Origin of the sequence: Vallitalea guaymasensis (assembly GCF_018141425.1) — a bacterium.
Lineage (GTDB): Bacteria > Bacillota > Clostridia > Lachnospirales > Vallitaleaceae > Vallitalea > Vallitalea guaymasensis.
The window spans coordinates 3955670-3969825 of sequence record NZ_CP058561.1 but is presented as its reverse complement, the minus strand read 5'-3'; the positions used below and the strand labels follow the sequence as shown (position 1 = coordinate 3969825).

Below are 14156 nucleotides of genomic sequence, written 5' to 3'. Positions count from 1 at the left end.
CAATGTAAACATTATAGAGTTATATAATTTTTTCAATTATTGTATTCAAGCCTTTTGATATTTTAGGTATTTCAACACCAATACTATATAAAAACATAAGCACAAAAGCTGCTGCAAAAAACAAAGTATATATTGTAAGTTCCTTTTTATCTTTATTTTTTTTTAGTGGCACTATCTCTGTAATTCCAATTACAGCGAAAATAACAACTACTATTAAACCTTTTAGATACATACCTTCACCTGTTTCTATTAATTTTTGGCTATATTTTTCTTCCTATTTCTTTTTTTAGAAATTAATTTGCCTCTCATATCCATATACCACCACGGCGCCCTAATATATGCATCTTTCATGTTTATTGCATCTTCCATTGAATCAACATTCAACATATATGGTATACCAAAGCTTCTAATAGAGAATAAATGAAGACTTAAGAATATTACTCCAAAAATATATCCATATAAACCTAATATTGAAGCTAAAAACAAGAAAATTATTCTAATGAAAATGGTTGAATTGGCCATCTTAGGCAACAAGAAATTAGCTATTCCCGTTATACCGATCACGATTATCATAGGCTGGCTGACCAATCTAGCTTGTACTGCTGCTTCACCAACTACAAGAGCACCTACGATACTTATAGCCGAACCACTATATTTAGATATCCTAATACCTGATTCCCTTATCAATTCAAATACAATAATCATTATAAAAGCTTCTAAAAACGACGGGAAAGGTATACCTTGCCTAGCTTCAAATATACTTAATATTAACGGGGTAGGTATTAATTCTTGGTGATAGTTAGTCAGTGCAATATAAATAGCTGGAACACTAGTAGTAAGAAAAAATGCTAAATATCGAAGCATTCTATTAAATGTAGCAAAATAATATTGCTGATAATAATCTTCATCCACTTGAAAGTATTCAATAAAAACAAATGGTGTAGTAATTACAGAAGGTGACCCATTACATATAATAGCTACTCTTCCTTCAAGTAATTTGCCACATACAGTATCAGGTTTCTCTGTTGAGAATAATGTCTTAAATAATGATATTGGTTCATCAGTTATGAATTCTTCAATATAACCAGTATCCAATATACCGTCTATATCAATCTTATCCAATCTTCTCTCTACTTCTTTCACAATCTCATCTTTAGCAATCTCCTCTATATAACAGATGCATACTTTTGTTTTAGTTATATTTCCAATCTCTCTAAATTTGACTTTTAAATGTTGAGATACAATTCTCCTTCTGATCAAAGAAATATTCGTATATATAACTTCATTAAAACCTTCCCTTGGTCCTTTGATTATAGTCTCTGATATTGGCTCATTAATAGACCTTGAAGACCAGTCAAGAGTGTTTAATATAGCACCTTTTGCAAAACCATCAATAAATAATATACTTTTTCCTATATATAGATTTTCAACAAGAGTTGTAAAATCACTTGATTTCTCTACTTCGTTGATACTTACTATCTTGTTAACAACATAATCCATAAATTCTGTACTATTTTCATGTCTTTTTATATCTGCACTCATTATAGGCTTAAATATATTATCAGACATTACTTCATCATTAACCATGCTCTTAACATAAATCAGGCAAAACTTTTTTTTACTTCCTTCATTCTGAAACAATCGATAAACGATGCTATCATCATCCTTGAATTCTTTCTTAAACAAATCAATATTATAAGTTAAACTTTTGTTAAATATTTTATTCATATATAAGGCTCCTTAGCTTTATAAGTCTAGTATTTATCAATTTCTATTGAGTGAGATGATAATGCTGACCTCTCAATTTGCACATTTATATCTGTGGTTATTTTTAAAGTCTGAAAAATATTATCCCAATCTTTTTCAACCTTTTTCCATGTTTTGTTTTTTTGTCTTTTAATTAAATCTCCAAATCCGAATATATCTGAATTATAATCTTTTTGAACGTGAGTAATTAATTCCGTTATACCTTCTTCAATATCTTTCTCAGCATTCATCTCTATATCACTTCTATCCTTTTCATCTAGAATATCTATTTGGTGACTCAACTCATTTATGGCTACTTTGCAATCAACTGCAATATTAACTCCAAGGGACTCTCCATTTACTACTGGAGTTACTTTTGTTTCATTAGACAATATTTCCAGTGAAATATGCCCTAGTTGATCTTCAAAGTAATATTCTATGGATAAGGGTTGATTCTTGATTTCATTGTCAATAAAAAGATAATACAATGTTTCATCTTCTGATAATTTTCCTACCATTTTTGATGCTTTAAAAACAGCAGTTCCACCTACAATGTGTATTAAATTCCCATCCACATGTTCCTTATCCATTCTAATTAAAGGAATAGCTGGTTCAAAACCTTTTTTGGTCATTTTATCTATTATATTCCATACTGTAGAAGATTCAAATGTACCTATTTTATTTTGATTTTTTAATGTATCGTTTAATCTCATACTAGCTACATCAGTAGCGTCATCTTTGAACATTTCTCCTGCATCACAATTATCTGTTATGAGTACATGTACATCTGGTCTATATTCTGCATCTCTCATTGTGTAGTCTAATATTTCAGTTATGCCTTCCCTTGCTAACTCTTCACTGATTATTAATATTTTTGTATGAGCTAGATATACTTGTTTACCATTCTTTTCAATTATTTTTCTGATGGCTCTATATAACGTATCTCCTTCATCCTTTAAAACCCTGCTTTTTAACTGACCTTGTTCACTTTCTATACCAACTATTTCATATGTAACAAGGAATTGAGTCTCAGATAATTTATCTACTTCCTCAGAAGGAGTGATATGGGAATCTACTCCAAGCCCTAACACTATCTCTACCTCATCTATTTCTCTATAATCCCAACAGCCAACTAATAGGATACATGTAATAAAATATACTGCCACAAAACAAATTTTTTTCCTCAAAATTATATCCTCCTATTGTTAAACTATAATACTTAGACTTAATAAATATTATCCCATAATATGTATTTATTATTCTGATAATGAAATTTAATCCATAATTCAATTATTGCTCTCCTTAACACCATAAGGTAACGAGCCTTAATAATTTCAATATGAATGAATAACTCATATAAAAAAAGCCCTTATATTATCACTGTTCATGATAAACAAAGGCTCAATATATGTTTTGTCAACTTTCAAAATATTAATATAAGATTTACTTACCTCTTATACCATTTTGCCTGTGTATTATATAATCTAGCATACTCACCATTTTTTTCTATTAATTCTTTGTGATTACCTACTTCTATAATCTTACCATCTTTAAAAACTAATATTCTCTCTGCTAATGCAGCTAAACTTATTCTATGAGTTACAATAAAAACAGTTTTATCCTCTGCCATTTTCATATATTTTTTAAATATTTCTGTTTCAGCAAGTGGATCTAAGTTACTTGTAGGTTCATCAAGTACAAGAAAATCTTTATCTTTAAAATATGCTTTAGCAATAGAAATTTTTTGCCATTCTCCTCCTGATAGCTCTCCCCCTCCTATATCCTTACCAAGAATATTATTATACTCTTTTGTAAAACCAGAAAACTTAATAGCTTCTATTGCTTTTTCGTCATCTGATATTCTAGTAGCATCTCCCATTTTAACGTTATCCAGTACAGTAAATGTATAATATTTGGCAGGTGTTTGAGATACTATTGAAGTTTCATTATAGTAGTTATTAATATTACATCCACTAAGTGGTTTACTATTTATATATATTTCGCCTTTTGATGGTGATAATATTCCTGTAAGTAATTTTACAAACGTTGATTTTCCAGCACCATTTTCTCCTACTAAAGCAATTGTTTCGCCCTTATTTATTTTAATATTCACATCTTTCAACACGTATCTTTTAGTATTCGGGTAACGATAAGATATATTGTCAATACTTATTTCGTGTATTTCTTCTATAGTTTCACCAATGGCTTTTTCTGATTCTATATCTATTAATTCAAAAAACTGTGAGCAGTCAAGTTTTTTAGTTAAAATAGTACCGATGTTATTAAATAATGAAGTTGTATCTACCAGCAATACATTTATTAAAGCCATAACACATCCAAACTCGCCTATTGAAATGTCGCCACGAGCAAGTAATGTTATTGCAAATATACTACCAAAGATGCCTACTAAACTATTTAGTGTAATATTAAATAAATTAATTAGCTGGTTTTTAAGTTGAATTGACATTTCTTTTTTAGAATATAATTCAACTGCGTCATGCCATTTATTGTATAGGAAATTTGTGATTCTAAGGGTTTTTACTTCTTTTACAGCGTTTTTTAATAATAAGTCTTGATAGTATTCTGCTTTTCTATAGTGGATTGTATTATCTCTATTAACTTTAAATATTCTTTCTGCAACCTTCATTTGTGTAAATATCAATGGTATTGGAACAAATAATATAATAAAACACAGCCAAGGACTAAAAACACAAAGTGTTATTGATATGATTACTATACTTATTATTTTAGCAATTACATTATAAAAAGGTAGTAATACACTCATTTGTAAATTGCTATTACCCCACCCCTTTGGTTTACCTACATAATTCAAGGTTCTATTAATCATATCATTAATAGCAGGAACTTCCATTAGTTCTATTGATAGATTAGATAATTTGGTATATATTTTTTTATTTAAATGGCATTGGAGCCAGTTAGATTGTACTACATCTAATCTTTCGGCTGTTTCACCTGTTACTTGAGTTGATCGTTTTAAAAAATCAGTTATATATATAATTAAATAATATCCAAGTAACGCTAAGACTATATTTATTATGCTGCTTTTGTTGATACTATAATTATCTATTAAATCTAAAAGTATTTTCCATAGATAAGCTGATAGTGGCGTTAAAAAGCTCACAAGTATTAAAAATGACATAAATAAATTACATGCAGCAAATGAAGATGAAAACATATATTTAAATAATCTGAAGATATCCTTATAACTTCCTTTTAGTACTTTATTATTTAACTGTTCTTCTATTTTATTAGTTTTATCTAACATATATTCTCCTCCTTATACCAGCTGCGTTGAGAATTAAACATGTCATAATATATACCCATATGAGTCATTAACTCATCATGGCTACCTTCTTCTTCTATTTTACCATCTTTTAGCACAAATATCTTATCAGTTATTTTAGTAGATGCTAATCTATGAGTAATAAAGATGGAGGTTTTATCTTTTATAATATTAGAAAATTCTTCATATAACTTAGCTTCAGCCATTGGATCAAGTTGGGACGTAGGTTCATCAAGAAGTATACATGGTTTGTTACCCATAAAAGCTCGAGCTAGTGCTATACGCTGCCACTGACCTCCTGATAAATCAACCCCCTCAGTAAAATCACGATTCAATTGTGAATCATAACTATTAGGAAGTTTATATAAAAATTGGGTTACCCCCGCACTTTCAGCAGCTTCACATATCATTTTATAATTATCAATATTATCAATACTTCCTACAGCAATGTTTTCTTTTAATGATAAAGAGTATTTATAAAAATCTTGGAATATCGGTGCAAATATATTACATCTAGCTTCTTCAGAATAATCATCAAGTAGTATATTATTAAGTAATATATGTCCACTAGTTGGTTCAAATAATCCTAGTAATAATTTTATTAGAGTTGTTTTACCTTCGCCGTTAGCACCAACTAAAGATATCTTTTTACCTTTTGGAATTTTAAATGATACACCATTTAATATGTATTTATCTGTTCCTGGATATTTAAAATATACATCACTAAATTCTATTTCTATCTCTTTTGGTACTATATTTATACTACCACTTTTAGTGTTCTCGAATTCATAGAACTTATAGTAAAAATTAATATATCTCATCTGCCTTACACTTGATAAAATAGGTACTATTAAGCCTGAATATAATCCTTTTAACCCAAGAATCTGCCCTGATAATGCAATAAATAATCCTATACTTGTGTTAGGATTATTAGTAAGTAGCATATACAGTTGAATTAATAGGTTTATAACAATAGTAATATCAATAATCAGATTATATATAAGATTGTCTTTCCAATATTTTTTATACTCTTTTTCAAACTCTTTATTCCTTTTTATTATTCTTTGTTCATAGATATCTATTAAATAATTAAAAGAGTTAAATATTCTCTGCTCTCTTATATAATTCCTGCTCTTTAAATATTCTGCAAGAATATCATTTATTCTATCTTTTTTCCAGTATTTTTCTATTACATTGTAAAAGTCATATCGTTTAATATATTGTAAAAACAGATATGGAAAGAATGGTAATAATAGCACTAATGGTACCCACCAAGCTTGTTTGGCTGTAAATACAATAAAACCAACTAAAGATATTGAACTTGTAAGAAAATATACAACATACATAGGAAATAGTAAGCGTACTGAATTATCAAAATCATTAAATGTCCTATCAATGATTTCCACTGTCTTTTCATCTTCAAAATACTCATATTTTATTTTGGATGCTTTTTCTAGTAATTCTCCTCTTACTTTTGTTCTAATGACTAGTTGAAATTTTTGACTGTAATATCCATAACTAAGATCAGATAAAAATTGTTTTAGTAGAGCTATTATAGCAAAAGCTATAAATAATGGTATAAGGCTTTTTATCTCGAAATTATTAAATTTTGCTGATAATAAGGCTCTATTTATAATTTCTTTATCAATATAAATTCCAACAGGTGCTAATAATCCTGCTATAATTGCCAATATAAACACTTTGTACAAGAGTAATTTGCAATACTTTTTTCCAAACCCAAATAAAAGCTTATACGCTTTAAATATTTCTCTCACTTAAATCCCCCCCTATATACTTGAATTTAATAAATATATGACTAGCAACATTTTTGTTACTGTTTTTAGAGTATATTCATGTAATTTTTTTATATTTTAACGTATTATATCATGCTTTTATATTTAATCAACATGGACTAAACCGTTTTTTTTTGTATCATTTAGATATTTTAATAAATAACAGTATTTTTTATGATGATTTTTATAATATCGTTGCTTATGAAATCTTTTATGATTTGTAGGAAAATAGAAATTTCCTACCAGACAAGAAAAGCTAAAAAATATTTTCAAAATATTTTTTAGCTTTTTGTAACACCGATGTAGACAAGTACATATACTAAATTAGGACAACATATATTAGACTTAATTGCTAATCAATTACTCAGGCAAGTAGAACTTGTCAGTAAAATCCTCCTCAGAATTATAAGTAAGGTACAGAAATCTGTACCTTACTTATTTATATACAATTCTATAGCACAATAATGATTTATGACATCATAATCCATTAATCTATAATTTTGATATTTAACCTCGTATTCTATAATAGAATCATCGTCTAATCTATAATCTCCCAAATCTATCTCTGTCCTGAACTTAGTCTCTCTCTCAACTTGAACTTCTTTTTCAGGTACAAATTCACTAGTTTCTTCTGCATCTTCGTCAAACCAAATAGTTGGTTTTTTTTCTACTGGTACGATACCCACATCATAGTTGACTAGATATTTTAGTGTACCTGCTATCCTTAATTTTGATGTTTTATTAAAATCATTTTTGATGAGTTTTTTATCATGTATAACTACATATAACATGATATTTTTTATTTCTACAATCTCATCCTCATAATTCTCTATTTTAAGTCTATCCTCAAACTGTAGAAATTTGGATATCTTAGTGCTGACCTCTTGTTCTTCTACATCTATCTTTATAGTTGAATATTTTTCTCCTACTCCACAAATATAAACTTTTATAACAAATTCTTCAGTTCCAACAAAACTACTATTAGGTATATAAGACCAATAACCATTGGTTGTCAATTCTATTTTTCCACTCTCGGGTTCTTTTTCTAATGTACAGCGTATATGATCTCTTGATAAATTTTTTCCAACAATTCTACCTTCAATTCTAGTACCTTGCCCCATCGATAAATTACAATTATATATTTTAACCTTTTTATCCAACCTATCACCTCTCCTAGCACTTTATATATTATATGCTTATGAAGAATATAAGTTGTTGATAAACTTACGTAATTTAACTAATCAATTAATTGATTTCTAACATTAAGTAGTATAGAACCAAAAATTATTGATATTATACCAATAGCAATCCCTGTAACTATTGAAATAATCCCTAGACATATACCAACTTTTCCTGCTCCACTTACTTTCTTGTATAATTTATCACTGTATTCAATCATCATAATTTCTCCTTTCGTTGGTTAATACTATTATTTGTAATTATAACACTTATATAATATATATTTCAACTTATTTAAATATATGGATTGATCCTATATTAAATAGGAATATTATTTTATTAATCCCTGTAACCCTTTGTCCTAAATACTCATATATTGTACTAAGTTAATTATTAGGTGGTGACTTTGTGCGCGATAAGAAAACATCATATATCAGACTTCTTCATGCGTCTCCAAAAGCTCCAGCAGTGGATGTTTATGCCAACGGTGACAATATTCTAGCAGACGACCTATCATATGGAGAATTTACTCCATATCTTCCAGTTATGCCTGGAACTTATACCATTGATATTTATCCTGCTGATAATTCAGATACGCCGATTCTTACTAAAGAATTAGTTTTACCTGAAAAGACAATAGCTACAATAGCTGCTATTGGAGAATTACCAGAACTAGAATTATTCATAGTAGAAGACCCAAAAGAACCTTTACAACCAAATACCAGCAAAATAAGATTTGTACATCTTTCCCCAGATGCTCCAGCTGTTGATGTTATAGAGCCGAATGGGTCAATACTATTTAAAGATGTAAGCTATAAAGATATAACTGATTATTTGAGTATAACCCCCGACACTTATACAGTAGAAATAGCACCTACTGGTACGGATAATTCAGTTTTGTTTGTACCTAATATTAGATTACTTCCAGATGCCTTTTACTCATTATACGCAATCGGTCTAGTTGAGGGAGATCCTTATTTACAATTATTGATACCATTAGATGGAAATTCTTATATCGAGACATAGAAAAAGTGTGCGTCATAGCACACTTTTTATTATATTACCTTATTAACAATAAAGTTATCTTCAACCAACTCCCAATTCTGTGGAGCTGCTCTAGCTAAAACCCAATAAAAGAAACCTCTTAAATCCAACTCTTTAACCAAATCAAATTTTGCTTGTAGACTTCTAGCATCTTCAAACCATACCTCGTGTTCTTTGCCTTCTTCATCTATATATCTAAAAAATGGTGACTGGGATTCTTCATCAAATTGAATCTGCCTGTTGTATTTCCTAGCTAACTCTACTCCATCTTTGAAACCAATAGATTTTGCGAACTTACCTCCTTCAACAAAAGGTAGTGTCCAATCATAGCCATATAAAGGTATTCCCATCATAATCTTTTCACTAGGAACATGGGACAAAGCGTATTCAACCACTCTTCTGACTTCATTTATTGGAGAAACTGCTCTAGGTGGTCCCCCTGACCATCCCCACTCGTATGTCATAATAAAAATAAAGTCAACTATTTTACCTATTTCTCTATAATCATGTCCTTCGTATAATATTCCTACCTGGTCATCACTAATCTTAGGTGCCAAAGCAACTGATAGAGTATATCTTTCATCTTCTTCCTTTAACCGTTTCTTGGCTTTCTTCAAGAAATCAATGTATGCTTTACGATTTTCTGCTCCAAGGTATTCAAAATCAAAATCAATTCCTAGATACCCTTTTTCTTTCATAATAGCTATAGCTTCATCTAATAATCTATCTTGTGCTTCCTCATCATTAAGCAGGGCTGTTGCATTTTCAATACTGAATCCACCCTCATCAATATTTGTTATTACCATGAGAGGTGCTACCCTTTTACTATAAGCAGCATTAATTACTGGTTCATCACCTATTGGTGGAGTTAAGGATCCATCAGCATTAGCTTTATAGCTAAATATATTAACATATGTTAAATTATCTCCTACCTCTTCTACATATGAAGCTGAATCTTCACCTGTTATATCTAGATCAACATAAGCTGCTACATCTACAATAGGTTTTGGTCCACTAGGTATAAATATTCTTGTACCAACTTGTAAATCCATTGGGTCCATATAATCATTGGCTCTTTGAATCAAATACACTGGTACATTAAATTTTTCACTAATAGAATATAAACTATCACCGGGTCTAACTGTATAGAATTTTCCCATTGTAGGGATTAATAATGTCTGCCCAACAACAAGATTAGCAGGATTTTCTAACTGATTTATTTCAATTATATCGCTAACAGGTATATTATATGTCCTTGCAATAGTAAAGAGTGATTCTCCAGGACTCACGACATGTATTTGCATATAATCTTTCCTTTTTTGCTCTTATTAAATTATATTCAATACAATTTCAAAAGTTAATCTTTTTATTTATTTTGTAAAGATATATGGTCACCTCTGGACATATCCACTTCATATCCTGCCATCTTGATTCTATTTTCAATACAGTTCCTACACTGTGCCGCTTCATCACCTGTACATATCTTACCATCATACAATGCATATTTATCTCTTACACTGGTTGGAGATAAATTAGGCATTACAACATTAGCACCTGCTTTTAACCCTTGTTCTCTTCCTTTATTATTGATGGAACCAAGTGCAGTTGTGGCTGGCAATAAAACCTCTGGCAGTAAAAGTCTTATTAATGAAAGAAGTATACATGTCTTTTCCACCGTCCCTGCCTTTTCATCTGCAAGTGGTGTATCTGATTGAGGTATAAATGGTCCTATACCTACCATATGTGGTTGTAATTTTTTCAAGAAAGTAAGGTCCTGAACAAAATCTTCGTTGGTCTGATTAGGTAATCCAATCATGAAACCTGCTCCAATTTGATATCCTATATCTTTTAGATCATGTAGACATTTAATTCTATTATCATAGCTCATATCAGGGTGTAAACTGTCATAGAGTTCTCTAGAATTAGTCTCATGTCTTAAAAGATATCTGTCCGCTCCTGCATCAAAATATTTTTTATAGGATTCATAGCTTTTTTCTCCAATTGATAATGTAACAGCAACATCCTCAAAAGATGCTTTTATAGAGGAAACTATATCTACAATTTTATCATCTGTATAATAAGCATCTTCTCCTCCTTGAAGAACATAAGTCCTATAACCTAATCTATATCCTTCCTTACAGCAATCAAGTATTTCTTCTTTACTTAATCTATACCTACTTGCATCTTTATTATCTCTTCTGATTCCACAATATCTGCAATTGTTTTTGCAGTAATTAGTGAATTCAATCAATCCTCGCATATATACTTTATCATTATAAATATGTAATCTTGTTTCATTAGCTTTCATATGTAAGTACTTCTTAGATTCTTCATCCATATTATTAAGTAATAGTAATAATTCATCAGAAGACAAATTATTACTATCATATAGTTTATCAATTAATCTTTTCATGGCAATCTCCTTTATGCTAGAAATTAAGTAAATCTTTCACTACCTCTGAAGCTATAATCAATCCCACAACCGAGGGAACAAATGCAACACTCCCTGGTGTCTGTCTTTTTATTTTTGCTGATTCATATTCTTCACTATCAGTTTTATCATCATCAACTAATATAGGTTTTAATGGCTTTTCTTTTGAATAAACCACCTTAAGACTGTCAATATCCCTGTTTCTCAACTCTTTCCTCATTACCTTAGCTAATGGACATACTGACGTTTCATATATATCTGCAACCTCAAACATGGCAGGGTTGAGTTTGTTACCTGCTCCCATGCTACTAATAATCGGTATATTTCTCTTCTTACATCGTTCTATCAAATCAAGTTTTGATGAAACCATATCTATAGCATCTACTACATAAGAATAATCATCTGATAATAATCTGTCTGCACTATGAGAATTATATAATTCTCTGTAGGTAATAACTTTTGCTTCATTATTAATATCTAAAATCCTATCCTTCATCACATCTACTTTAGCTTGTCCTACAGTCCTAGTGGTTGCATGTAATTGCCTATTTATATTAGAGACACATATATCATCGTCATCTATTAGAATCAATTCTCCTATTCCACTTCTTGCTAATCCCTCTATTACATATGTTCCTACTCCACCAACTCCAAAAACAGCTACTTTACTGTTTTTTAACTTTTGTAAACCATCTTTGCCAATCAACATTTCTGTTCTTGAAAATGCATGTGACATTTTAACACCTCTAGTCTAAGTAGTCTTATTCTATACATCTATCTTGTTATCGTAATTTTAACTTAAATATATATAAAAATCAATTAATATATTTATCCACTCTTCAGGTCATAACCTTTATCAATATAGATATAATCCATTATATCCCAATAGTTTTTCTCTGATAAATATAGTTCATCAAAATCATATTTACAATGTATACCCGTTTTTTCCAAGTCAATCACTATATCCTCATAAGAGAAATAAAAAGTTTTTTCACATACTTTATATTTGGCATAATCACTAATATCTATAGCGTAGTTATCACATAACCAATCAATAATCTTAAAGAAATAGCTTTTAACTAGGGTTTCTCTAGTTTTTATTAAACCATATATAATGTTGATATTATCATTCTTAAGCATATATTTTAGATACTTAGGTTTCAAATCACGGATATCTTCAGTTTTATAGAATAGTTTAATTTCAAATAATTCTGTCTCTAATAAAGCTACTATAGGTTTAGCGTCCAAATATTTATCAGTACATAAAGTTACCTTTCCCATTATTTCACCCTTCCTTAATATAATAAATCCCCTGTTCTTTTCTCCTAGAAACAATTGCTTGACTAGGCAATTATCTTACTTAAGTAATTGGCTGTATATATTAATTATATCATATATAATCATAAAAAAATTGAAATATAATGTTACTTTTTGATTCTCCTCAATAATTATTTTTAAGGTGTTAATTACCTTACCTCCATACGACATAAACCGTATATAAATTATTAATTTTTCATTAATTTATTTAAATGCCAAAAATGTGTCAAACGTCGAAATCCACATCATATAGTATACCGCATTACACTCAGCACCAATATATAGTGGTAAAAATTGTTAATTTTATTTAACATTTTGTTTTATTAATAAATAGTCTGTTTTTTTATGTATAGTAATATTATATAAAAAGTGCTATACTTTTTTATGATTAGTCTTAAGGGAAAATAAAGGGATAAATGGCTAAATTATACATATTATGTTATTTATCTTATTTATTATTTAGGTTCTTCTTTAGGCAGTAAAGATTACCATACCATTATTAAACTAATGACCTGCTTGTTTTTGAGTTAATTAAGTTTTTAAAAAATGTAAAGAAACTGATTAATAGGGTTATATAAGCTCAAAAACTACTAACAACATAATGTAAGAAAGGAGGAGTATAATGAGTGATCTAATTGAAATCAAAAACCTAAGAAAAGTATATCGAATGGGTAATGAACGTGTTGTCGCCCTTGACAATATCAGCCTGGGTATTAAGAAAGGCGAATGCTGTTGTATATTAGGAACTTCAGGTTCTGGAAAATCTACTCTGCTTAACATGATTGCTGGTCTTGAAAAACCTACTAAAGGACAAATCAAGATTAAAGGTAGTCGAATTGAAAAAATGAATGAAAAACAAGTTACAAAGTTCCGTCAAAAAAATGTAGGTTTTGTTTTTCAATCTTACAATTTATTACCTAACTTAACAGCCCTTGAAAATGTGGCTATGCCTATGATATTTGGTGGTGTACCTAAGAAAAAAAGGGAAAAAGAGGCTAAGCGAATGCTTACAGCCGTAGGTCTAGGTGATAGACTTCATCATAAACCTTCACAAATGAGTGGAGGTCAGCAACAGAGAGTAAGTATTGCAAGAGCTTTTGTAGGAACACCTGAGATAGTATTTGCCGATGAGCCTACAGGAAATCTAGATACCAAGACAACTATGGAAGTCATGGAACTGATTACGAATATTGCTAAGGAAAATAATCAAACACTTATAATCGTAACCCACGACGTAGAAACTTCCGTATATGCAAACCGTGTTATTCATGTACGTGATGGACTTATAGAATCGATAGATAGTATTGATAAAAATGAAATAGAAAGTAAACAGGAGGCTTAA

13 protein-coding genes are annotated in these 14156 nt (G+C 29.6%); 2 read left to right on the top strand and 11 right to left on the bottom strand.

The window, feature by feature from the left end; genetic code table 11:
• Positions 1–19: 19 nt before the first annotated feature.
• The 7 genes from HYG85_RS16975 to HYG85_RS16945 form a co-directional block, all read right to left on the bottom strand.
• Entirely contained in the window at positions 20–232 is a 213-nt protein-coding gene (locus tag HYG85_RS16975; protein ID WP_113674229.1) for a hypothetical protein, read from the bottom strand.
• A 17-nt stretch (positions 233–249) separates the two neighbouring features.
• Entirely contained in the window at positions 250–1728 is a 1479-nt protein-coding gene (locus HYG85_RS16970; protein ID WP_212690651.1) for a spore germination protein, read from the bottom strand.
• Positions 1729–1754: 26 nt separating this feature from the next.
• Positions 1755–2933, bottom strand: coding sequence for a Ger(x)C family spore germination protein (locus HYG85_RS16965; RefSeq protein WP_212690650.1), 1179 nt, complete (start codon positions 2931–2933; stop codon positions 1755–1757).
• 260 nt (positions 2934–3193) lie between these two features.
• Complete coding sequence (locus HYG85_RS16960; protein ID WP_212690649.1) at positions 3194–5032, bottom strand: ABC transporter ATP-binding protein; 1839 nt, start codon at positions 5030–5032, stop codon at positions 3194–3196.
• Positions 5026–6825, bottom strand: a complete 1800-nt coding sequence (locus tag HYG85_RS16955; protein WP_212690648.1) for an ABC transporter ATP-binding protein — start codon at positions 6823–6825, stop codon at positions 5026–5028. Before HYG85_RS16955 ends, HYG85_RS16960 begins: the two co-directional genes overlap by 7 nt.
• A 449-nt stretch (positions 6826–7274) precedes the next feature.
• Complete coding sequence (locus HYG85_RS16950; protein WP_212690647.1) at positions 7275–8003, bottom strand: Ig-like domain-containing protein; 729 nt, start codon at positions 8001–8003, stop codon at positions 7275–7277.
• Between the two features lie 77 nt (positions 8004–8080).
• The gene (locus HYG85_RS16945) at positions 8081–8242 is read right to left on the bottom strand and encodes a hypothetical protein (RefSeq protein WP_193774317.1); all 162 of its coding nucleotides are present in this window, start codon (positions 8240–8242) and stop codon (positions 8081–8083) included.
• A gap of 188 nt (positions 8243–8430) precedes the next feature.
• On the opposite strand from HYG85_RS16945, the gene HYG85_RS16940 reads away from it, so the two are divergent.
• On the top strand, positions 8431–9048 hold the full coding sequence (locus tag HYG85_RS16940) for a DUF4397 domain-containing protein (protein ID WP_113671151.1): 618 nt from the start codon (positions 8431–8433) through the stop codon (positions 9046–9048).
• Positions 9049–9077: 29 nt separating this feature from the next.
• Here the strand turns inward: HYG85_RS16940 and HYG85_RS16935 are convergent, their stop codons facing one another.
• The 4 genes from HYG85_RS16935 to HYG85_RS16920 all read right to left on the bottom strand — a co-directional run bounded on the left by HYG85_RS16935 (position 9078) and on the right by HYG85_RS16920 (position 12778).
• On the bottom strand, positions 9078–10370 hold the full coding sequence (locus HYG85_RS16935) for a glycoside hydrolase family 18 protein (RefSeq protein ID WP_212690646.1): 1293 nt from the start codon (positions 10368–10370) through the stop codon (positions 9078–9080).
• A 62-nt stretch (positions 10371–10432) separates the two neighbouring features.
• A complete protein-coding gene (hydE, locus tag HYG85_RS16930; protein WP_212690645.1) occupies positions 10433–11479 on the bottom strand; it encodes a [FeFe] hydrogenase H-cluster radical SAM maturase HydE in 1047 nt (348 codons plus the stop codon).
• Between the two features lie 16 nt (positions 11480–11495).
• The gene (locus HYG85_RS16925; RefSeq protein ID WP_212690644.1) at positions 11496–12233 is read right to left on the bottom strand and encodes a tRNA threonylcarbamoyladenosine dehydratase; all 738 of its coding nucleotides are present in this window, start codon (positions 12231–12233) and stop codon (positions 11496–11498) included.
• A gap of 92 nt (positions 12234–12325) precedes the next feature.
• Complete coding sequence (locus HYG85_RS16920; RefSeq protein ID WP_113671155.1) at positions 12326–12778, bottom strand: hypothetical protein; 453 nt, start codon at positions 12776–12778, stop codon at positions 12326–12328.
• Between the two features lie 658 nt (positions 12779–13436).
• Here HYG85_RS16920 and HYG85_RS16915 point away from each other — a divergent pair.
• Positions 13437–14156, top strand: coding sequence for an ABC transporter ATP-binding protein (locus HYG85_RS16915; RefSeq protein WP_113671156.1), 720 nt, complete (start codon positions 13437–13439; stop codon positions 14154–14156).

What these genes read in the sequence shown, in the direction of transcription:
- HYG85_RS16935 (WP_212690646.1), bottom strand. Translation starts at nt 10,370, where the DNA reads ATGCAAATACATGTCGTGAGTCCTGGAGAATCACTCTTTACTATTGCA.
- HYG85_RS16925 (WP_212690644.1), bottom strand. Translation starts at nt 12,233, where the DNA reads ATGTCACATGCATTTTCAAGAACAGAAATGTTGATTGGCAAAGATGGT.
- HYG85_RS16960 (WP_212690649.1), bottom strand. Translation starts at nt 5,032, where the DNA reads ATGTTAGATAAAACTAATAAAATAGAAGAACAGTTAAATAATAAAGTA.
- hydE (WP_212690645.1), bottom strand. Translation starts at nt 11,479, where the DNA reads ATGAAAAGATTAATTGATAAACTATATGATAGTAATAATTTGTCTTCT.
- HYG85_RS16945 (WP_193774317.1), bottom strand. Translation starts at nt 8,242, where the DNA reads ATGATTGAATACAGTGATAAATTATACAAGAAAGTAAGTGGAGCAGGA.
- HYG85_RS16915 (WP_113671156.1), top strand. Translation starts at nt 13,437, where the DNA reads ATGAGTGATCTAATTGAAATCAAAAACCTAAGAAAAGTATATCGAATG.
- HYG85_RS16970 (WP_212690651.1), bottom strand. Translation starts at nt 1,728, where the DNA reads ATGAATAAAATATTTAACAAAAGTTTAACTTATAATATTGATTTGTTT.
- HYG85_RS16975 (WP_113674229.1), bottom strand. Translation starts at nt 232, where the DNA reads ATGTATCTAAAAGGTTTAATAGTAGTTGTTATTTTCGCTGTAATTGGA.
- HYG85_RS16920 (WP_113671155.1), bottom strand. Translation starts at nt 12,778, where the DNA reads ATGGGAAAGGTAACTTTATGTACTGATAAATATTTGGACGCTAAACCT.